Annotated in this window: 19 protein-coding genes; 2 read left to right on the top strand and 17 right to left on the bottom strand. The window is 48.7% G+C overall.

The window, feature by feature from the left end:
- Positions 1–6 precede the first annotated feature (6 nt).
- The 17 genes from EJP77_RS01415 to EJP77_RS01335 all read right to left on the bottom strand — a co-directional run bounded on the left by EJP77_RS01415 (position 7) and on the right by EJP77_RS01335 (position 17580).
- The gene (locus EJP77_RS01415) at positions 7–1122 is read right to left on the bottom strand and encodes an Ldh family oxidoreductase (RefSeq protein WP_127197405.1); all 1116 of its coding nucleotides are present in this window, start codon (positions 1120–1122) and stop codon (positions 7–9) included.
- A complete protein-coding gene (locus EJP77_RS01410; protein ID WP_127197404.1) occupies positions 1115–2434 on the bottom strand; it encodes a M20/M25/M40 family metallo-hydrolase in 1320 nt (439 codons plus the stop codon). Before EJP77_RS01410 ends, EJP77_RS01415 begins: the two co-directional genes overlap by 8 nt.
- The gene (locus EJP77_RS01405; RefSeq protein ID WP_127197403.1) at positions 2431–3309 is read right to left on the bottom strand and encodes a sugar phosphate isomerase/epimerase family protein; all 879 of its coding nucleotides are present in this window, start codon (positions 3307–3309) and stop codon (positions 2431–2433) included. Before EJP77_RS01405 ends, EJP77_RS01410 begins: the two co-directional genes overlap by 4 nt.
- Positions 3302–4432: a DegT/DnrJ/EryC1/StrS family aminotransferase gene (locus EJP77_RS01400; protein WP_246021609.1), complete on the bottom strand. Its 1131-nt coding sequence runs from the start codon at positions 4430–4432 to the stop codon at positions 3302–3304. Before EJP77_RS01400 ends, EJP77_RS01405 begins: the two co-directional genes overlap by 8 nt.
- Positions 4432–5562 (bottom strand): DegT/DnrJ/EryC1/StrS family aminotransferase, encoded by a 1131-nt coding sequence (locus EJP77_RS01395; protein WP_127197402.1) that lies wholly within the window; start codon positions 5560–5562, stop codon positions 4432–4434. The genes EJP77_RS01400 and EJP77_RS01395 overlap by 1 nt, the downstream gene beginning before the upstream one ends.
- A 4-nt stretch (positions 5563–5566) precedes the next feature.
- A complete protein-coding gene (locus tag EJP77_RS01390; protein WP_127197401.1) occupies positions 5567–6622 on the bottom strand; it encodes a Gfo/Idh/MocA family oxidoreductase in 1056 nt (351 codons plus the stop codon).
- A gap of 23 nt (positions 6623–6645) precedes the next feature.
- The gene (locus EJP77_RS01385) at positions 6646–7290 is read right to left on the bottom strand and encodes a phosphoribosylanthranilate isomerase (RefSeq protein WP_127197400.1); all 645 of its coding nucleotides are present in this window, start codon (positions 7288–7290) and stop codon (positions 6646–6648) included.
- Positions 7291–7307: 17 nt separating this feature from the next.
- On the bottom strand, positions 7308–8120 hold the full coding sequence (gene trpA / locus EJP77_RS01380; protein ID WP_127197399.1) for a tryptophan synthase subunit alpha: 813 nt from the start codon (positions 8118–8120) through the stop codon (positions 7308–7310).
- Positions 8117–9310 carry a tryptophan synthase subunit beta gene (gene trpB / locus EJP77_RS01375; RefSeq protein WP_127197398.1) on the bottom strand — a complete coding sequence of 398 codons (1194 nt, stop codon included), beginning with the start codon at positions 9308–9310 and terminating at the stop codon, positions 8117–8119. Before trpB ends, trpA begins: the two co-directional genes overlap by 4 nt.
- Before the next feature lie 19 nt (positions 9311–9329).
- Positions 9330–10142: an indole-3-glycerol phosphate synthase TrpC gene (trpC, locus tag EJP77_RS01370; RefSeq protein ID WP_127197397.1), complete on the bottom strand. Its 813-nt coding sequence runs from the start codon at positions 10140–10142 to the stop codon at positions 9330–9332.
- A complete protein-coding gene (gene trpD, locus EJP77_RS01365) occupies positions 10126–11175 on the bottom strand; it encodes an anthranilate phosphoribosyltransferase (protein WP_127197396.1) in 1050 nt (349 codons plus the stop codon). The genes trpC and trpD overlap by 17 nt, the downstream gene beginning before the upstream one ends.
- Before the next feature lie 69 nt (positions 11176–11244).
- Positions 11245–12747 carry a MocR-like pyridoxine biosynthesis transcription factor PdxR gene (gene pdxR, locus EJP77_RS01360; RefSeq protein ID WP_185897093.1) on the bottom strand — a complete coding sequence of 501 codons (1503 nt, stop codon included), beginning with the start codon at positions 12745–12747 and terminating at the stop codon, positions 11245–11247.
- A gap of 316 nt (positions 12748–13063) precedes the next feature.
- On the bottom strand, positions 13064–13327 hold the full coding sequence (locus tag EJP77_RS01355) for a ribosomal protein L7/L12 (protein ID WP_127197394.1): 264 nt from the start codon (positions 13325–13327) through the stop codon (positions 13064–13066).
- Positions 13328–13516: 189 nt separating this feature from the next.
- Positions 13517–15022: an alpha-glucosidase/alpha-galactosidase gene (melA, locus tag EJP77_RS01350; protein WP_127197393.1), complete on the bottom strand. Its 1506-nt coding sequence runs from the start codon at positions 15020–15022 to the stop codon at positions 13517–13519.
- A gap of 142 nt (positions 15023–15164) precedes the next feature.
- Entirely contained in the window at positions 15165–16031 is an 867-nt protein-coding gene (locus EJP77_RS01345; RefSeq protein WP_127197392.1) for an AraC family transcriptional regulator, read from the bottom strand.
- A gap of 156 nt (positions 16032–16187) precedes the next feature.
- Complete coding sequence (adhP, locus tag EJP77_RS01340) at positions 16188–17201, bottom strand: alcohol dehydrogenase AdhP (protein ID WP_127197391.1); 1014 nt, start codon at positions 17199–17201, stop codon at positions 16188–16190.
- A 22-nt stretch (positions 17202–17223) separates the two neighbouring features.
- Entirely contained in the window at positions 17224–17580 is a 357-nt protein-coding gene (locus EJP77_RS01335; RefSeq protein WP_127197390.1) for a group I truncated hemoglobin, read from the bottom strand.
- A 188-nt stretch (positions 17581–17768) separates the two neighbouring features.
- Here EJP77_RS01335 and EJP77_RS01330 point away from each other — a divergent pair, with 188 nt between their 5' ends.
- Positions 17769–18104, top strand: coding sequence for an ArsR/SmtB family transcription factor (locus EJP77_RS01330; RefSeq protein ID WP_127197389.1), 336 nt, complete (start codon positions 17769–17771; stop codon positions 18102–18104).
- Positions 18105–18249: 145 nt separating this feature from the next.
- Complete coding sequence (locus tag EJP77_RS01325) at positions 18250–20022, top strand: SulP family inorganic anion transporter (RefSeq protein WP_127197388.1); 1773 nt, start codon at positions 18250–18252, stop codon at positions 20020–20022.
- Positions 20023–20045 lie beyond the last annotated feature (23 nt).

Here is a 20045-nt window from a genome sequence, read left to right as displayed (position 1 = left end):
TACATTTCACCTTGTGTGAACCTCTTCTCCAGAAGACAACGAAGCAACATTCAGCTTAGTTCCCAAGCGTTCAAGCTGTTCAAATACACTTTGATCAATCGCTACCTCATCCGTGGCCTGCCGGCCTGAAGCCTCAAGGTACCCTGGGTATACAACCTTTCGGTCTGAAGATACCGGTGGGCAATCCAGCAGAGTCTGAAGCATTTGATCCATATGGGAAGTGAATTCTTCCTTGGGACGGAAAGCATCGACCTGAATAGCGAGGAAGAAGTGCCCGATGTTCTGGTCTTCCTGTCCTGCTCCACTTTGCTCTGGCTCAAGAAGTCTAGGGTCCGGACCCACATCTGCTCCTGACAGGACACCACAAAGAATGTCTACCATCAAGGCAAGTCCGTAGCCCTTCGCCCCCCCGGTAGCCAGCGAACCTCCGAGCATTTGCAGGTGCCCTGTACCTTGATCATAAGCAGCTGGGTCCGTTACAGGCTCACCGTTGTCATCTACAAGCCAACCTTCCGGAATCGATTCGCCTCTACGCTCGGCAGTCCGGATCTTACCTGTTGCCACAACGGTCGTACTCATGTCCAGGACAAAAGGAGGCAGTTTCTCTGCAGGCGCACTAACTGCAATTGGATTGGTGCCCAGCATGTTCACCTTTCCGTTCAGCGGTCTGGCAATGGTCTGGGTTCCCAGGTTCGTCATTGCCATACCAATCATCCCTGCCTGCAGCGCTTGTCCGGTATAATATCCAGCACTCCCGAAGTGGGAGGAATTGCGTACCACAACACAGCCGATCCCAGTCTGCTTCGCCTTCTCAATGGCAAGTTCCATGGCTCTAACCCCAGCAGACAAGCCCAGTCCGTGATTGGCATCAATAACGGCTGTAGCTGGTGATTCTGCAATCACTTTTTGCTCTGCAGACGGATTCACGCGTCCATCCAGCAGCCGGGATACATAAATCCTTTCCAGGTTAGTCACCCCGTGAGTATCAAATCCATTCTCATCAGCATAACAGAGCACGCTCGCTGCCATTTGGCTGCTGTCATGATCAACTCCGCAGGCTTTGAACACATTAGTAACAAACTCGTGCAAACGGTCTTTCTTCACATTAACTTGGTTAACCATGTCTACTGACCACTTCCAATCGATTCATATTTCTTCGCTCGGCATAGAAAGCTGCCATCAAATCACGAATATCAGCCGCATAGCGTTCCAGCTCTTCAAGCGTTATATATTCTCCTTCGGCGTGAGCATTATGGCTTCCCAGACCTCCGGGTCCGTACACAATGGTGTAAGTCCCTGAGCGCTGAGCCCACATGGCATCGCAGGTGAATGCCTGATGAAGCTGGTCCTCCGGGTTACGAACCCAGCCCATTTCATTCAGACTTTCCTCCCACTGCGAATGCCGGTTGTTCAGAACAGGAAGCCCCTGCTTCACCCAGGTCAGCTTGCAGATCTCATCTGCGGACTTGGCTGTGAGCCGTGCCAGTGGCATATCACGATAAAGTCGTGAGAACTCACTTAGCAGATCCTCCATTACTTCTTCAACGAAATGACGTATTTGCTGTCCGCCTTCAATTGAATGATAAGCAAAATTCATAAGCAGACGACCGGCTCCATACACCTTGTTGTGCATGGAGCCGGTATGAATACCGGCAAGGCACATCTTCCCTCCTACCGCCTCAATGGGAGCAGACAGTCTGGCTAGCATATGCGAAGCGAGATACCCAAGCAGCAAAGTTGCATTATGACCAGCTTCCGGTGCATCGTCGGTTGAATCCTCACCTAGCACCTCTATTCGAGCGGTCATTGACGTTGTGGAGCGATCGAAGAAGACACCTTCTGAGGGCTCTGCGAATACGTTCAAGCTGCCCACGTAACCTTCATCAACAAGAAGCTTTGTTCCATATACTCCCATGGCCCCACCTTCTTCCCCGGACACACACTGAAGCAGCAGCGTGCACTCATCGGTCCAGGAGGGATTATCCCTTAGAGCAGCCTCAATACCTGCCAGTAAAGCGACGCCGGGTCCCTTCATATCTACCGCGCCCCGGCCGATGAAGCGGCCTCCTTCATAAGAGACCGGGACATTTCCATCTACGGTATCCATATGAAAATTGAACATGAGCGTATCCTCTGCCGGCCTCTTGGATCCCCATCTAAGTACTAGATTAGGCTGAGAATCCCAGAAGGCTGAACCCATCTCAGCTGCACGTTCCCGCACGCTGAGGGGTACCTCATCACTTTCCAGTACTTTGGGATTCGGTGAGCAGTGATACAGCATCTCACATCCAAGCTGTTCATAGGCGAATCCGGCATAGTCCGATTGTGCCTGTCTCAAGCTGGAAGTCAGCCCTGTTTCCATGGGTGAGATGGTATTGGTCTCAAGGAGCCTCAGCAATAATTCGGAATATTTATCCGTAAATAGAGAACTCATGCCTCTGTCTTCACCCTCTCTCCACTGACTTCAATTTCTTCCAGAAGCTTCTCCAGCTTCTGACCGTAAGCAATATAGGAATCTTTGAATCCCACAGAACGCTGATTTTGCCGGAGGTGGGGAATCAGATGCAAATGAGGCTCAATGGACAATATTCCTTTGTAATCGTGCTCTAGAAGCCAGATGAGACACTCTTTCACTTTGGAATGACCTTCACCAGGAAAGGTATAGACCTCCTTACCTTCCTGCAATATCCCGTCCTTTATATGGACATGCTCCACATAAGGCCAGACTCTGGTCAAATAGTCGAAGGTCTCATACCGATAGGCAATGCCATTTCCTGTATCGAACAGCAGCCGTAAATGCGGACTGTTCACTTCCTCTACAAGCTGCAGCGCACGTTCCGGATCAGTCCCGGCCCAGCCCGAGCAGTTCTCATGCAGCAGAACAATGTCCGCCTCACGGGCCAATTCCGTTAACCTGTGAATGCGGTCGATTACACGCGTCCGCCACTCAGCTTCATCCAGCCCGTCATTGGGATAAGACATGATCCGTACATATTTGGCTCCCAGATCATGCATGCGATCAGCGATCTTCCTCAGTTCTTCCAGATCCTGCCCGAAATCACCTGTAATGGGTCTCTCCCAATTTGCAATTCGAGAAGCTACGGAAGTAACTTGCAAAGACGCGGCCTGGATCTCGCTTCGCACTTGACTGAACAAAGCGTCATCCCAGTCTCCCAAGGCTTGTCCCTTTACGGTCCGAATTTCGATTTCACTCCAGCCGAGTTCCTTATGGGCTTCAATCTGTTCCGCAATTTCCGGCCCGGCTTCATCACTCAGTCCCGATAGCTTGATCCCCTGCAGATTAGGCATGTATCTTAACCTCGGCATAGAACTCGGATACAGCCTGGATCACTTCATGCACGTGTTCATCCGGCATTTCAGCATATAACGGGAGGGCCAGTGATCTGCCTGTAATGGCTTCCGCATTCGGGAAATCGCCCGGCTTATGTCCCAAATAAGCAAATGCTGGCTGAAGAGGCAGCGCCGCTGGATAATAAATTTGCGTCTCGATTCCACGGGACTGCAGATGCGAACGCAGCTCATCTCTTTTCTCGGCCTGCAGCACATAAGTATAGTAGACTCTCTCGTCGTGAGCCTCCGTAACCACCTGAACCATTGGCGCCAAGCTGCCAAAGGCTTCGTTATACTTCAACGCGATCTCGCGCCGCCGATTCAACAAGTTATCATAACGCATGAGCTTGTGCGACAGATAAGCCGCGACCGTCTCGTCCATCCGGTTGTTATAACCGAGCATATGATGATAAAAGCGGGTAATCCCGTCCTGCCCATGGTTACGCAGCATGCGGCTGATTCGGCCAAAATCGTCGTTATCCGTCACGATTACAGCTCCATCACCAATTCCGCCCAGCGGCTTTGCCGGGAAGAAAGAGTACAGACCGGCATCTCCGAGTAGGCCTGCCATAGCGCCGTTCTGACGCCCTCCGAGAGCTACGGCGCTATCTTCAAGTACAATCAGGTTATGCTCTCTGGCAATTTCATTAATGGCTTTCATATCCGCCATCACGGAGAAGAGGTGCGTTGGAATAACTACCCTGCTTGCTGAAGTCATTCGTCTTCTCAGATCATCCGGATCCATCATTCCCGTATGTGGATCTACGTCCACGAATACGGGTGTACCGCCGAGCAGCGCAATCGAACTTGCGGTTGAGATGAATGAGAAAGCAGGAGTCAGAACCTCTACCCCTGGCCCCACGCCCATCGCTTTGAGCAGAATCGTAAGCGCGGTTGTTCCATTGGCCACGGCAATGACATACTTCGCACCAGTATATCTGCCAATCTCTTGCTCGAATTCATTCACCCGTTCCTTCAGAATGAAATTATCCGAGGTGCCTACGTTATACACGATTTCCTTAATCTTCTCCCGATCTTCCGCATACCTGTCAGCGTAATTGAAGAAAGGAATCTTCATCATTACACCTCCTTTTCAAAAAAATGACGAATTTGTCCGCATACCTTACTGACTTGCTCTTCAGTCAGATCCGGATATAGCGGCAGTCCAACTGCTCTTTGCGCAGCCCGTTCGGCCGCAGGCATATCCCCTTCTTGATAATTCAAATGAGAGAAGCAAGGCTGGAGATGAAGCGGATGAGGATAGTACACCTCAGTTCCTATTCCCTGCGAGTTCAGGTAGCCTACCAGCTCATCCCGCTTCTCGGTTTCAATCAGATACACATAATACACAGCGTTCGCGGCTTCATCACCGCGACTCTCCACAATTGGCGTGCTAACCTGTGGAATGTCGGCCAACATCGAATTATAGCTAGCAGCCAGATAAGCACGGCGGGCTATTTCACGCTGCAGGAATTGTAGTCGGGTTAACAGGACAGCTGCCTGGATATCATCCATTCGGCTGTTATAGCCCACGGAATGATGAATATACGGAGTCCCTTCGTCCTGCCCATGAATTCTGAGCCGTCTTGCCTCAAGGGCAATCGAATCATCGTTGGTCAGGATCAATCCGGCATCCCCGATGGCTCCCAAAGTTTTGGTAGGGAAGAAAGAGATAACACCGGCATTGCCAATCAGCCCAGCATGCTGTCCTTCATGGAACATGCTGATGGCCTCAGCGCTGTCTTCGAGCACCAGCAGATTATGCTTGTGAGCAATCCGGTTGATTGCATTCATATCCGCCATATGCGTGAACAAGTGAACTGGCATGATGGCTTTGGTGCGTGAAGTAATTCTCTCCTCGATCTGCTCCACATCGATCATGTAAGTTGATGGATTAATATCGCAGAATACCGGGGTAGCGCCTACATGGGCGATACTGGAAGCGGAAGCGAAGAAAGAATAACAAGGAACAATCACCTCATCACCAGCTCCAATTCCCGCAGCTCGCAGCATGATGATTAGAGCATCGGTCGCATTTCCGACAGCAACACAATGCTTAGCCCCGGTGAAAACCTCAAGTGTCCGCTCCAGCTCTTGAACTGCCGGACCATTGGTGAACTTTCCCTCATCCAGAATTTGATCCAATTTATCTGAGATCAGGGGCCATTGCTGCTTGAAAGATTCAGCCCCTGAGAAAAAAGCTACGCTCATTCGCTCACCCCATATTGACCATATTGTAAGTTAGACTTACATCCGATGGTTCAGATTCATCTGTCATAAGTCCGCATAACTTCTTAGCCTGGCATATTAGCGTGACCACTTTGGCATTGAAATCCAGGTCACTTACCGGCTTCTCACCGATACCTGCAAAGTACTGATAATACTCGATAAATACTGCGGATAACGGGTCATCGTGCAAAATTTGTTCGTCCAGCAGACGTCCGTTCCCATCGCATATTTCAAGCCAGGCATGGCTGTCATCCTGGGCCGAAGGGTAATATCCGAAGACCACGTGGCTGTCAAAATTAAGCTGAATTCTTCGCTTCCGTACTGGCGTTGCCAAGTTGGAACTGAGACGGGAGATAAGACCTTGATCCTGATGCAGGGTCAGCTTGGCCATACCCATATTTGGGATCACATGATCCCCAAAAAGCATATCTTTTACCTCAGATTCCTTGATGATCGCATTCGTTCCGCCTAACAGTAAGGATAGGGCGACCAGATGCGGGATTTCGACATCAAAGGCATTCTGATGGCTGGGATTAGCCAAGGTACGTGATAAGCGGGATTTATTCTGTTCCGCAGTTAGATAACGCAGAGGGCCAAAAATATTGGATTTAATCAGAGCATGGATACTCTTGGTTAAAGAACTCGATAACCAATTCGCAACCACCAGTACCTCACATCGGTACTTATCCTGGATCCCGCGAATAACCTCCAGTTCCTTCTCGGTGGTCGTAAGTGGCTTCTCCATAATAATTTTGCGGTATCCCATTTTGACCACCTCAAGCAGCGAAGCCGTATGAAGTTCGGGCGGCGTACAAATATGCACCACCGTATTCTCCGGTTCGAATCCCTTTACCTCAGCCAGGCTTGAGAAGCCCGTCAGCCTTGCTTGACTTAGGCCAAGAGCACCGACATTCGGATCCACCACTCCAACTTGAGGATGGAATAGGCTCGTATGACTTCCCGTTTGGTTTGCTTTGCGAAGACAGTGGTAATGGAGACCTTTTCCCGCTCTTCCAAATCCGATAATCAAAGATTGAAGCATGCACGAACCTCCTTTTGTACGTATTAGTGCGGGTCTCCAAAGAATACGGGACTGCAGCTCCGGACAGCGTGAACGAATTCCCGCATTTTGGCCGGGTCCTTCTGCCCATTCGTCTCCACCCCACTGCTTACATCAACAGAAAATGGCTGTGTCAGACGGATAGCCTCAGCTACATTAACGGGGTGGAGCCCACCAGCGAGAATGATAGGTGTCCTTATACGCATCTTCTGTACACTAGACCACGGAAATGTCTGTCCTGTTCCTCCGGTTGCTCCAGCTACAAAGGTATCCAGCAGGAACGCCCGCACTCTCTCACCGTACCGGTTCTGGATATACTCGTCATCGGGAACCCCGGCACCCATATGAATCGTCTTGACGACCGGCCGGACGGCACGGTTGCAGTATTCAGGGGTTTCGTCACCATGCAGCTGGAGAAGGTCCAACCGGCAAAAATCCGCAATCTGATTGACCTGATTCAGCTCTTCATTTACAAAAACGCCTGTTGTCGTGATATAGGGTGGAAGTGAACGGATAATCTCCCGCGCGAGCACTGGAGTGATCCTGCGTCTTCCCTCAGCAAATACAAATCCTATCGCATCAGCACCTGCCTCAACCGCAGCCCAGGCAGATTCCTTGTTGGTCAAACCGCATATTTTGACTCGAACCATGGGATTCTCCTTCTTCATTAGATCGGGGTTGCAGCTTTTCTTGTAGCCTGTTTCAGTGTACGGATAAATTCTCCAGCTTTGGCCTCAATCTCATGAGGCTCTGACTGCTTGATCACATTAATAAGAGCACTTCCTACAATCGCTCCATCCGCATATTCACTGACCTCACGTACATGCTCCTCATTGGAAATTCCGAAACCTACGGCAAGCGGGAGTGTAGTTACTTGTCTGGCTTGATGAATGAAATCCCGCAGCTCAGCAGGCAATGACTTTCTCTCCCCGGTTACTCCCGTTACCGAGATGCAGTACAGGAAGCCTTGACCCTGTTCCACCACCGCAGCCTCTCTCGCTTCGCTCGTTGTCGGAGCCAGGAAGAAGATGTTCTTGAGCCCTCTGGCTTCAAAAATTTCCACATAAGGCTTCGCCATAGTTGAGGGCAGATCCGGAATGATGAACCCGTCTATGCCGGCTTCCTTGGCATCGTCCGCCAGATTGTCCAGCCCGTAAGCCAGAAAAGAGTTGCAGTACCCCATCAAGACGATGGGAGTCTCGAGACCCTTATCCCGAAGTGTGCGCACCATAGCTATACATGACTTAAGATTGACTCCATTGGATACGGCCTTTAAGCTTGCCTCCTGGATGGTTGGGCCATCGGCTAGAGGATCAGCGTATGGCACTCCAAGCTCAATGAGGTCTGCGCCGGATTCGGCAATCGTGCGGATCAGAGATTCTGATCCTTCCACAGTCGGGTATCCAACAGGAATATAAGGGATTAATGCGCACTCACCTTGTTCACGTAAGCGGGCAAACATTTGATCAATACGGCTCATACCAGCACCTCCGCATTCTTAAGTTGCTCCAAAGCTGCAATTGCCTGGCTCAGATCCTTGTCACCACGTCCCGAAAGGTTAACCAGTACAAGGGCATCTTTAGGAAGCTGGCTTACCAGCTTAAGTGCATACGCCACAGCATGGGATGATTCTAATGCAGGGAGTATGCCTTCTTTCCGGCATAATTCCTCGAAGGCCATCAAAGCTTCCCGGTCATTTACGGAGGTATACTCCACTCTTCCGGTGTCCTTGAGATAACTGTGCTGAGGCCCGGCTCCTGGATAATCCAGACCCGGTGCAATACTATGTGTCTCGAGAATTTGTCCGTCTTCATCCTGGAGCATATAGGTGAGACTGCCCTGGATAATCCCGTGAGTTCCTTTTAGCAGTGGGGAGGCGTGCTTCCCTGATTCAAGACCTTCACCCGCAGCCTGGACTCCGACCAATTTCACATCCGCATCATCAAGGAAAGCATTGAACATCCCGATCGAGTTGCTTCCTCCTCCAACACAGGCAATCACATAATCCGGCAATCTTCCTTCTGCCTCGAGAATTTGCTCCCTGGCTTCTTCTCCGATCACAGACTGGAAATCCCGGACCATATTCGGGAAAGGATGAGGGCCAACCGCGGAGCCTAGTAAATAATGCGTATCTTCTACATTGGTGATCCAGTCACGTATCGCTTCACTAATGGCGTCTTTCAGCGTCTTTTGTCCACTGTGGACCAAATGAAGTTCTGCACCAAGAAGCTTCATGCGCTGTACATTGGGCGCCTGGCGCTCAGCATCCACGGCTCCCATATAGACGACACAGGTCATTCCTAGCAGACTGCAGGCGGTTGCCACAGCAACTCCATGCTGCCCTGCACCTGTCTCGGCAACGATACGTGTTTTGCCCATTCGTTTGGCAAGAACAGCCTGGGCCAGCGCATTGTTAATCTTGTGCGCCCCGGTATGGGTTAAATCTTCACGCTTGAGATAGATCTTTGCTCCACCAAGCTCAGCGGTAATGCGGTGAAGCGCTGAGATCGGCGTAGGCCGACCGACGAAGTTTTTAAGAAGCTGGGAAATTTCTTCGCGGAAGTCTTCCTCATCCTTAATTCTCTCGTACTCCCCGTACAGCTCCTCCAGATTACGAATCAGTGTCTCAGCCACATACGCCCCGCCATACTGCCCGAAAAATCCTTCCATTATAGATCAGCTGCCTCTCTTATCGATTAGATTGTTGTTCAGCGATTTCCAGTCCGGCAAAGCCCCTGATGCTCTTGGTTAAGTCTTCTGATTTAAGCAACGCTTCTCCAACTAAAATGGCATCGAACCCCCGCTGCTGAGCCTCCAGGGCATCGGCAGGAGTCTTAAGCCCACTCTCACTAACCGTTAGAGCTCCCTCAGGAATTACGGATCTGATCTCTTCAGAACGCTTCAAATCCACTTCAAATGTCTGCAAATCCCGATTGTTCACCCCGATAATGCGTGCCCCGGCTTCCACAGCGATTGCCGCATCGTCAGCGGTGAAGCACTCCACTAAAGCCTGCATGCCAAGATTATGAACAGTACCTATCATCTCTGCGAGAGTTCCTTTGTCTCCAATACTGCGAACGATTAACAGTACAGCATCCGCCCCTATTGAACGTGCTTCATAAATTTGATAGGGATCAATAATAAATTCCTTATACATGACCGGCAGATGAACGCCAGGGTCATTAGCAACCCGCTCCACCACATGTGCTCCTCCACCGAAAAATTTCTCGTCAGCCAGTACTGAGATAGCTCGGGCACCATTCTGGCAATAAAGATGAGCTAACTCGGCCGCAGCAATTTGAACAGGAAATTCACCCTTGGATGGTGATTTCTTCTTAATCTCGGCAATCAATGAAATTCCCGGCAAATTTAGTGCATGATAGAAGTCTCTTACCGGTCTGGCTTCACGAAGCTTTCCCTGAAGATCCTCCAGAGGTCTTAAGCGTTTCTTGTCCTCGACTTCGAGTCGTTTGTTTGCAATGATTTCATTCAGCATGAACATAATTTTGAGCCTCCTCACGTATTTGAATGCTGCTGTTCATAAGTTCCTGCAACTTTGTACCGGCTTTGCCGGAAGAGATTGTCTCATCAGCCAACCAGTAACCTTCCTGGAGCGTATCCGTAAGTCCTGAAATCATAAGTGCGGCTCCCGCATTCACGCAGGTCACCTGACGTATAGCAGACACTTGACGGCTTCCTTCAAACAGCATGTGTAAAATATTTACGTTGTCCTGTACCGTACCTCCCTTCAATTCCTCAATATCAACATACTGGAGTCCAATGGATTGCGGTTCCCACAAAGACCGGGTGACGGCTTGTCCCTTAATTTCATAAAGTACCGTAGGTGCAGAAAGACTGATCTCATCCATCCCATCCATTCCCAGCGCCACAAGTGAATGTTCAGTCCCAATGGAGCAAAGGATGTCGGCATAAAGTGGAGCGAGTGCTGCACTGGATACACCCATCAACCGTCTGGTTGGCCGGATAGGATTTCCCAGTGGCCCAATAAGGTTAAAGATCGTCCGGAATCCAAGACTGCGTCTTAAAGCAGACAACGAACTGATTGAAGGATGAAACTTAGGGGTGAACAGGAAGGCAAACCCATGCTCACGCAGCCAGCCGTCAGCCTCCGTGCTGGATAACTCAATTCGGATGCCGGCTGCTTCCAGAAGATCCGCGCTTCCGCAAGAGCTGCTGGATGAACGGTTGCCGCACTTCGCTACCTGGGCTCCGGCTGCGCTTGCGATTAGGGCGGCTGCCGTCGAGATATTGAAGGATCCAAGCATATCTCCCCCGGTTCCGCAAATATCCACGACGTCTCCGGTTCGCTTAACAGGTATCATTTGAGACCACATGGCTCTCAGATACCCCAGCAGCTCCTCCTTCTCTGTTCCTTTCGCCTCAGCAGCACTGAGGAAGGCCGCAACCTGTAGAGGTTCCGCTGCCCCGGACAGAATATGATTCATGCAGTATTCTGCCTCCGTCCCTGAGAGGGACTGTTTGCTGAGCAGCTTCTTCAAGGCTCCTTTCAACAACTACATACACCTCCTATGGAATTGTGAGCCAATGCAACAACCAAGTTGATAGATAAATTCAAGCCGTAATCAGACCGTGATCACCTCCCGGCTGGCGCACTCGATTTCGGCCTGAGCAAAGCACCGGATACCCATATCGATTTGCTCCTCACTTAAGTTGGAATATCCCAGAACAAAAGTAGGGTTGTCCCGCTTGTTCCCTGCGAAGTAACCTCCGGCAGGGTAGACTCTGACCCCATAATGCAGAGCGCGGGCAGCTATTGTCTCTTCGCTGGCGCTTGAATCTATCTCAATCAAGAGATGAAGTCCTGCCTGATCTCCGAAATAACGGACTTTTTCGCCAAACTCACGTTCCAGGGCAAGAATAAGAGCGGATCTCTTGGCAGCATACATTTTGCCCATATGATTCACATGCTTGGCATATTGTCCGTTCCTTATGAAATCAGCGAGCGCCTCCTGCTCAATAGACGGAGTCATTCTATCAGTTATCTGCTTAATGGATAGAAAGGGCTTAAGAAGAGCATGAGGAAGGACGGCATAGCCGATTCGCAGCGCAGGGAACAAGATCTTGCTAAAGCTGCCTACGTATACGATTCTCCCGGACACGTCGAGCCCGGCAAGCGCCGATACCTTCTTTCCAACATAGCGATATTCACTGTCATAATCGTCTTCAACAATGTAGGCCCCTTCTCGCTCTGCCCATTCAAGCAATTCCAATCTTCGTTCCAGCGAAAGAGTAACTCCCGTAGGAAATTGGTGAGAAGGCGTGACATAGACCAGCTTGGCTGGACCTGTCCCCTGTTGCTGGGGCATAACCAAGTTGTTGATCTGGTCCACTTGCAGACCCTGCTTATCCACGGGTACCGGAACCATCTTGGCTCCCGAGAAGTGGAAGATATCACGCAGAAAGCTGTGTGCCGGATCTTCAACAATGACTTGATCGCCAGGCTTAATGAACAATCTCGCCAGGATATCAAGCGCCTGCGTTGCTCCAGTCGTAATCACTATTTGTTCCGGTTGTACCGGAATTGAGCGGCAGGCACGGAGCAGCCTTGCAATCTCCTTCCGAAGGGCAAGCGAGCCTTCTACCGGCCCATAGCCGAGCAGCTCGGGAGTTGCCTTGCGGCACGTTCGAATCAGGGATTTCTGCCACTGATCCATGGGCACGACGTCCCATGCGGGTACACCGTGTCTGAAATCATATAGTACGGATAACTGGTCATTTCTTGTGGTTTCTTTAGAGGAGCAATCGATCAAGTTAAGACTGGAATCTACTTTCATTCGATTCAGTTCGTGCTTCGATTGAGTGATGTGGAGTACGGCGTTGTCGGCTACAAAGGTGCCCGATCCTTTTCTCATAATCAGGTAACCTTCAGCCTGAAGCTGTTCATAGGCTTGGATAATGACCGAACGTGATACCTCAAGCTGTTCAGCCAGCTGCCTGGATGGTGGTAATATATCTCCTTTATGCAACGTGCCTGATAGAATCGCTTTACGAATTTGATCGTAAATTTGCCGATTTAATGGAATATTCATCGTTTTATTAATATTTATTAAGAGCTCTTGCACCATGATGGCCTCCCTAGCTTTTTGGGGTTCTGAGAAGTACTGGGGTCTATCTGATACAATTCGTATGCAAGTTACTTTATGACATAAATACATTAATGTTACAATACACTAAAGTAGTGAGGCGTTAATATGTTAAATCTGCGTAAAACTATGTTAAATTCCTATAAATCTCGCTGTTTTGACCTCTTTCTTGTTCTTATGGAAAATTATAACTACAAAAATCGGATATTGGAACGACCAATTTTACTTCAGTTGACCATACCAATTACAAAGGTCATTCCAATAAAAGGTAGACTAAGAGATATCTTTTAAGATATCTCTATAGTGCGTCTACGTAATCTTTAGCTTCCTTAAGTGACAAGCCCAACTGCTGTTTGGCCTTCTTGATCGCTTGGATCTTCTCTTTGTCTCTAATGAGTTGTCGAAGCTCTTCATCCAAGGGATACTCAGGAACCTGAGAGTGATCTTTCAACCATTCCAGCTTGGATTCCGAGCGTCGTATTCTTCTATTCATTCTGATCATCGCATCAAACAGAATGATAAAAACCAACACAATCGCGTACGTAATCCAATTCTCCCCCATATTATCCCTCCTTTCTATTTTCCACTATATTACATTAGTTCCAGTTGGTTTACAATTAGATATCTTACACTTATTACAATTGTTTTTTGACAAAAAAAAGAGCCAACTCAGGTGGCTCATCTCAATTTATACAAAGAAGAACCCCCAACAAGGCGGGTTCTATTTCGTTGCATTGGCAGGAACTGTATACTACTTTATCGCGGCTGGCCGTTCCTTTGCTTTATCGGATTCACCTGCATTCCGGCTGGCTTCTTCGCGGTTCTCCTTCATCTCATCGACACTCTTCACCTTTAATCTGGCTGCCCCCTCATAGTTCCTGGTAGGAATCAGACTGCCGCTTGCCTGTCGTTCCTTGGCCATGACAATAGCTTCCGAATACTGAGGCAGCCACTGCTCCTGAGCCACCAGCATCTCATCGACCAGCTGCCAGATCTCCTTGGGATTACATACGGCGCCGACCAGCGGGTCCATCATCATCGCTTGGCGAAGCAGGAGATCATCTCCAGCCATCGCGGCTTCAACAGCGAGCCGCTGCACAGAGATACTTACATTGCAGACCGCTGCACAGCCAAGTGGCAGATCACCAACGTGCGGCATGGATATGCCGTTACGATCCACATAGCCTGGCGCCTCAATGATCGCATCATTCGGTAGATTCGTTATGATTCCATTGTTGACAACGTTAAAGTGTCCCCGGTAGACTCTACCGGTCTCCAGTCCCTCAATGATATAGGAACCATGCTCCTGACCTCGGTTCTCAGCTGAGTACTTCATGGCCGGCTCCTTCATCCAGTTCGGAAAATCTGTCTCGAACCAGCTTCGTCCCTCCGTACATACCCTCAAATAACCACCTGTCTCCCCATTGATCCAGGTACCCAGATCGATCCACTCTTTGATCTCGTCCGGGCGCTTGCGATACCAGGGTACGTACTCGCTCAGATGGCCGTTAGATTCAGTACTGTAGTAACCAAAGCGTCTAAGCATATCGATGCGGACTTTCTCGGTTAACTTGAATTCAGGATGATTCTCGAAAGCCTCGAGCAGCTTACCCGTCATATCTATACCTTTGTGTTGGACCTGAATATACCACGTTTGATGGTTGATCCCTGCACACACAATGTCGACTTCCTCCTGCTGGAGACCCAGCGCTTCTGCGATCTGCCCATGTCCTCCCTGCACACCATGACATAATCCGATGGTTCGAACACCGCCGTATTGATTACACGCCCAGGTAAGCATCGCCATCGGATTCGCATAATTAAGAAGCAGACAGTCGGGATGGGCCACCTCACGAATATCCTTGCATATATTCATCATTTCTGCGATCCCGCGCTGTCCGTACATAATTCCCCCGGCACACAAGGTATCCCCTACACATTGGTCGATCCCGTATTTCAGTGGGATATCCACATCCATTTGAAATGCGTCGAGGCCCCCGATCCGGACAACCGTAAAGATATACTTAGCATCCTTAAGCGCTTCCCGGCGGTCAAGCGAGGCTTGAATCTTAATCTGAAGCCCGTTCTCATCAATATCCCTTTGGCAGAGTTCAGTGACCATATCCAGATTGTGGCGATTAATATCCGTGAAAGCCACTTCGATATGGCTAAATTCAGGGACGGATAACAAATCCCGCAGAAGCCCTCTTGTAAATCCGATACTTCCTGCACCTATAAAAGCAATTTTGAATGACACAACAACGCCTCCCTCTTAACCTCATACGAAGAATAATGAATAGAAATGTTCATGACCATTCCTTATAAATCGGATTGTATCAGGTTGATTTGGAAAGCGTTATCAAAATCCTAGCCGGTTATCCATGAAATGTTCAAAATCCTCACTTTGGCTTCCGATATTCCATTGGCGTCTTGCCGGTAATTTTCTTGAATAGCGTACTGAAATATTGAGAACTGTTGATTCCGATATAGTCGGAGATTTCAACAACAGGGATATCCGTATGGGAGAGCAGCATTTGGGCTTTCTCTATACGGTAAATCGTCAAAAATTCGGTAACCGTTCGGCCAGTACATGCTTTGAATATACGGTGTACATAACCAGGGTGCAGATTCACAGCACTGGCGATGTCCAGGACCCGAATGTCCCGGTCGTAATTCTGGTGAATATAGGTGATCATTTTACTGACATATTTGTTAGATTCGTGTGCATCACCAGGTGCCGCTTCCACAGCCAGAGTGGCTATGCGAATAATTAACTGGGAGAGCAGCAGGTTAATCATCAGCTGATTATCTGCGGCCTTGGCATCCATCTCATGGATCAAGTTCTTGAGTGTGGCATATACGTCGCCATTCTCTCTTAACAAAACATAAGGAACTTTCAGAGCAAGAAGCTGGGCAACAGCCCGGTTACCTTCTGCCATCACTTTCATACTCGGAACATCTGAACCAGCCTTGGCAAAATGAAACTCCACATTCAGCATACGGCACGGACAGCCTTGATCCACATGCAGCTTATGGAGAACATCCGCATCAAGAAGGATGAAGTCACCCTTTTTCAACCTGAAAGACTGGGCTTCCGTATCTACCCTGCAAGTACCGGAGATGACATACATGACTTCCACACGGTTATGTCTATGAAACTTCATCTCAAAGCCATCCCACTGCTTATAGTAATAAGCGGCTATCTGCGGAATATAGGCTTCTTCCAGCAGCTTGGACTCATATAAGCTATGGCATAAATTTTGCATCTCCTCACCCCTAACCTAATATAATAGGTTAGTCTGGACAGTTCATCTGATAGACGTTAGGTTTATGAGGACATAACAAAAAACCTTACGCAAGGACGATTAAGACATCTGATAAGATGGCTATAATCACCCGATTACGTAAGGGAAATAATACAGCTAGCTAATCTCCAGGACGATTCGTCCCTGAATCTCACCCTGCTGCATTTCTGTAAATACCTCATTAATATCTTCCAGTCTGCGTGTCTCGATATTCGCCTTTACCTTGCCTTCTGATGCAAACTGCAGCGCCTCCTGAAGGTCTTTGCGTGTGCCCACAATAGATCCAACAATCCGAGTTCCGTCCAGTACCGTATTAAAAATAGGAATCTCCATCTTTTCCGGAGGTAGACCTACGAGCACAAGTGTACCACCACGCTTAAGCGAGTTGTACGCACTCTCGAAAGCTTTGGAGGTAACGGCGGTGACAACGCTGGCTTGCACACCTCCTACACGCTCTTTCACAGTTTCTTCCACATTCACTTCTTTGGGATTGAATGCGAGATCGGCTCCCAGCGACTTGGCAAGCTCCAGCTTTTCCTCAAATGTATCTACTGCAATCACATTCAGCCCCATGGCTTTCGCATATTGTACAGCTAAGTGTCCAAGTCCGCCAATTCCGACAATAGATACCCACTGACCCGGACGAGCCTCCGATACCTTCAAAGCTTTATAAGTCGTTACCCCTGCGCAAAATAAAGGTGCAGCCTCCTTAAAGCTAAGATTATCGGGAATTTTAACTACATAATCAGCCATGGCTACACAGTATTCTGCAAAGCTTCCATCTACGGAGTAACCTGAATTGTGCTGCTCCAGACACAAGGTCTCCCGGCCGCTAAGACAGAATTCACAGTGTCCACATGCTGAATACAACCACGGAATCCCGACACGGTCGCCGACCTTAAGGTGCTGAACGCCTTGTCCCACCTCAGTAATCTCGCCAACTCCTTCATGTCCGGGTATTAGGGGCAGCTTGGGTTTAACTGGCCAATCCCCATTAGCAGCGTGCAGATCCGTATGACATACTCCGCAGGCCTTGATTTGCACGAGAACCTGGTTAGGGCCCGGCTTTGGCTGTTCAACTTCAATGATCTGAAGCTTGTCTTTAAAACCTTTGGTTACTGCAGCCTTCATGTCCGTTTCATCCTCCTAATGACTATTTATAGATGATATCTCCGCGAAGAGACTCTACTTTATCCAGCGCAGCTGCAATATCCTCTTCTCCCACACCGAAATGCGCAAGTGCTTCACGCAAATGCTTAACTATCGCATCGAAATGCTCAGGCTGAAGATTCATGCCAGTATGAACTTTAGTCATCGCTCCGCCTGAATATTGATTTGGTCCACCTAAGGCATAACTGATAAATTTGGTTTGGTGTGCACGCTGCTTGGCCATGTCCGTATTCTCAAAGAAATGATTCACTTCCTCATCGGCGAGCACCAGATCATAGAAATAATCGACAACCTTTGCGATCGTACCTTCTCCGCCTAGCTTCTCATACAATGTACTCATATTGTCATCTCCTCATTATTGATTATGGTTAACTTACCCATATACTGTAATATAATACATTTACCCATTGAACTAGGAATTATTCTTTGTGTTAATTCTATTTACCAGGCTGTCTTCTTGCCTAGATCATAACTTGTGATAATATATTCATATATTCAAAAGTTTGAAATCAAAGGGAGTCCTTGGTGATGAATCAGTATCAAAGTCTTCAAATATTCAAAGCGGATTTCTTCAAGGCACTTGCTCATCCGATGCGTATTCATATTTTGGAGGTACTAAGCAAGGGCAGTAGAACTGTAAATGAGCTGCAGGCCATTCTTGGGTCCGAAGGCTCCGCCGTCTCTCAGCAGCTGGCAGTCCTGCGTAATAAGAATGTCGTATATGGCACCAAGGAAGGGACATCGGTAGTCTACTCCCTTCGCGATCCCTCAATCAAGGAACTCCTTGATGTGGCAAAGCAAATATTTGATAATCACCTCGTGGATGCCATATCTTTGCTTGAGGACATCCGGAAAGAGAACTAAGCAAAAACAAGGCGATCCGACAAGAGACGGACAACCTTGTTTTTTTGTTGACCTATACGTGCAAATGCCGTTGACATCCCCCAACCCTGAGCGTACTATCTTCATATATTCAATAAATCAAATATATAAAGAAGAAGGAATTTGAATGAAGTGGACAGGAAGATTTGAAGGTTATACTCTTGCAGCACTACAGAAAGATCTTATATCGGGTGTCATCGTTGGCATCATTGCCATCCCACTCGGAATGGCCTTCGCCATTGCATCCGGAGTTAAGCCGGAATACGGTATATATACCACCATAGCCGCTGGCATTCTCATATCCTTGTTAGGCGGTTCAAAGTACCAAATTGGCGGCCCGACTGGAGCCTTTATTCCGATTCTGTTCGCAATTGTTATGCAATATGGTTACGATAACTTGCTTATTGCCGGTGTTATGGCGGGAATCCTGCTGGTTCTCATGGGGATGCTCAAACTTGGTGTCTTAATCAAATTCATACCGAGACCGGTAACCATTGGATTCACAACAGGGATTGCAGTCACGATTTTTAGTGGACAAATCGCGAACTTCTTGGGCCTTACCCATCTTGAGAAGCATCAAGATTTTCTGCCAAATATGAAAGAGATCCTGGTTCATTTGGGAACCATGAATTTCTACAGCATCCTTACAGCTTCTATCAGCCTGGTTGTCATTCTATTGACCCCAAGGTTCCTGCCGAAAGTTCCGGGCTCTTTGATCGGGCTGGTCATATCGACCTTGGTCGCGGCCTTATTCTTCAAAGATCAGGTGGCAACCATCGGCTCTTCCTTCGGTGCTATTCCCAGTACTCTCCCGCATTTGTATATTCCTGAAGTGACCTGGGACCGGATTAGTCATTTAATTCAGCCTGCGTTCGTGATCGCTATGCTCGGAGGCATTGAATCGCTCTTGTCAGCCGTAGTTGCTGACGGGATGACGGGTTCCCGACATAACAGCAACCGTGAATTAATCGGTCAGGGGATTGCCAATATCATCACTCCGCTGTTCGGAGGTATTCCGGCAACGGGTGCAATAGCTAGAACTGCGACCAATATTAAGAACGGTGCTGTCTCTCCCTTTTCCGGAGTCATTCACGGTGTTGTAGTGCTTCTGGTTCTCATCCTGTTCGCCCCATTTGCCTCGGTTATTCCGCTGGCCAGCATGGCTCCAATCCTGATGATTGTGGCCTGGAATATGAGTGAGCGGAAAGAATTCGCTCATGTGCTTAAGACCAGAACCAGTGATTCTATTGTAATGGCCATTACTTTTCTGCTAACCGTGTTCACGAACCTGACCACTGCCGTTGAGGTGGGTCTGCTGCTCGCGGTTCTGCTGTTTGTCAAAAGAATGAGTCAGATCTTATCTGTAGCCAAAGTGCTGCCCGATCCGGCTTCTGAGAAGGTCAGACCACATATGGTTACGGAAGGACATGACTGTCCGCAGCTTAACATTTTTACAATTGAGGGGCCGTTGTTCTTCGGCGCAGCCAACCTGTTCGAGAAGTCCATTATGGATACGATCCATCTCCGTTCCCGTATTCTGCTTCTAAGACTTGCAGGTGTCCCTTTCCTTGACACTACCGGGGAAGCCAATCTGTCCAGTCTGGTCCAGCATTTCAACAAAGAAGGCGGGATTGTACTAATCTCGGGTATACAGCAGCAGCCCATGGAATTTCTGAAGAGAACTGGACTATACGACAAAGTAGGTGCCCAGCATTTCTTTGAACATACAGGTGAGGCCATTAACTATGCTTTGCAGCAGCTGGACAATAATAAGTGTTTGGGATGCAAGCATTTTGCATTCCGTGAGTGTGCCTCACTTTCCACAGGCGAGCATCACCAAGACACCATCAATAAGCTGAACACCGGGAATACGGACCAACACACTTTATCTCCGGTATGAGTCATTTCTTCATGTAACGATTA

Origin of the sequence: Paenibacillus zeisoli (assembly GCF_003994465.1) — a bacterium.
In the GTDB taxonomy this organism is placed as follows: Bacteria; Bacillota; Bacilli; order Paenibacillales; family Paenibacillaceae; genus Fontibacillus; species Fontibacillus zeisoli.
Note: the sequence above shows the minus strand (reverse complement) of the source record. Positions and strands in the feature narration are given on the sequence as shown.

What these genes read in the sequence shown, in the direction of transcription:
- EJP77_RS01415 (WP_127197405.1), bottom strand. Translation starts at nt 1,122, where the DNA reads ATGGTTAACCAAGTTAATGTGAAGAAAGACCGTTTGCACGAGTTTGTT.
- EJP77_RS01410 (WP_127197404.1), bottom strand. Translation starts at nt 2,434, where the DNA reads ATGAGTTCTCTATTTACGGATAAATATTCCGAATTATTGCTGAGGCTC.
- EJP77_RS01405 (WP_127197403.1), bottom strand. Translation starts at nt 3,309, where the DNA reads ATGCCTAATCTGCAGGGGATCAAGCTATCGGGACTGAGTGATGAAGCC.
- EJP77_RS01400 (WP_246021609.1), bottom strand. Translation starts at nt 4,432, where the DNA reads ATGATGAAGATTCCTTTCTTCAATTACGCTGACAGGTATGCGGAAGAT.
- EJP77_RS01395 (WP_127197402.1), bottom strand. Translation starts at nt 5,562, where the DNA reads ATGAGCGTAGCTTTTTTCTCAGGGGCTGAATCTTTCAAGCAGCAATGG.
- EJP77_RS01390 (WP_127197401.1), bottom strand. Translation starts at nt 6,622, where the DNA reads ATGCTTCAATCTTTGATTATCGGATTTGGAAGAGCGGGAAAAGGTCTC.
- EJP77_RS01385 (WP_127197400.1), bottom strand. Translation starts at nt 7,290, where the DNA reads ATGGTTCGAGTCAAAATATGCGGTTTGACCAACAAGGAATCTGCCTGG.
- trpA (WP_127197399.1), bottom strand. Translation starts at nt 8,120, where the DNA reads ATGAGCCGTATTGATCAAATGTTTGCCCGCTTACGTGAACAAGGTGAG.
- trpB (WP_127197398.1), bottom strand. Translation starts at nt 9,310, where the DNA reads ATGGAAGGATTTTTCGGGCAGTATGGCGGGGCGTATGTGGCTGAGACA.
- trpC (WP_127197397.1), bottom strand. Translation starts at nt 10,142, where the DNA reads ATGTTCATGCTGAATGAAATCATTGCAAACAAACGACTCGAAGTCGAG.
- pdxR (WP_185897093.1), bottom strand. Translation starts at nt 12,747, where the DNA reads ATGGTGCAAGAGCTCTTAATAAATATTAATAAAACGATGAATATTCCA.
- EJP77_RS01355 (WP_127197394.1), bottom strand. Translation starts at nt 13,327, where the DNA reads ATGGGGGAGAATTGGATTACGTACGCGATTGTGTTGGTTTTTATCATT.
- EJP77_RS01345 (WP_127197392.1), bottom strand. Translation starts at nt 16,031, where the DNA reads ATGCAAAATTTATGCCATAGCTTATATGAGTCCAAGCTGCTGGAAGAA.
- adhP (WP_127197391.1), bottom strand. Translation starts at nt 17,201, where the DNA reads ATGAAGGCTGCAGTAACCAAAGGTTTTAAAGACAAGCTTCAGATCATT.
- EJP77_RS01335 (WP_127197390.1), bottom strand. Translation starts at nt 17,580, where the DNA reads ATGAGTACATTGTATGAGAAGCTAGGCGGAGAAGGTACGATCGCAAAG.
- EJP77_RS01330 (WP_127197389.1), top strand. Translation starts at nt 17,769, where the DNA reads ATGAATCAGTATCAAAGTCTTCAAATATTCAAAGCGGATTTCTTCAAG.
- EJP77_RS01325 (WP_127197388.1), top strand. Translation starts at nt 18,250, where the DNA reads ATGAAGTGGACAGGAAGATTTGAAGGTTATACTCTTGCAGCACTACAG.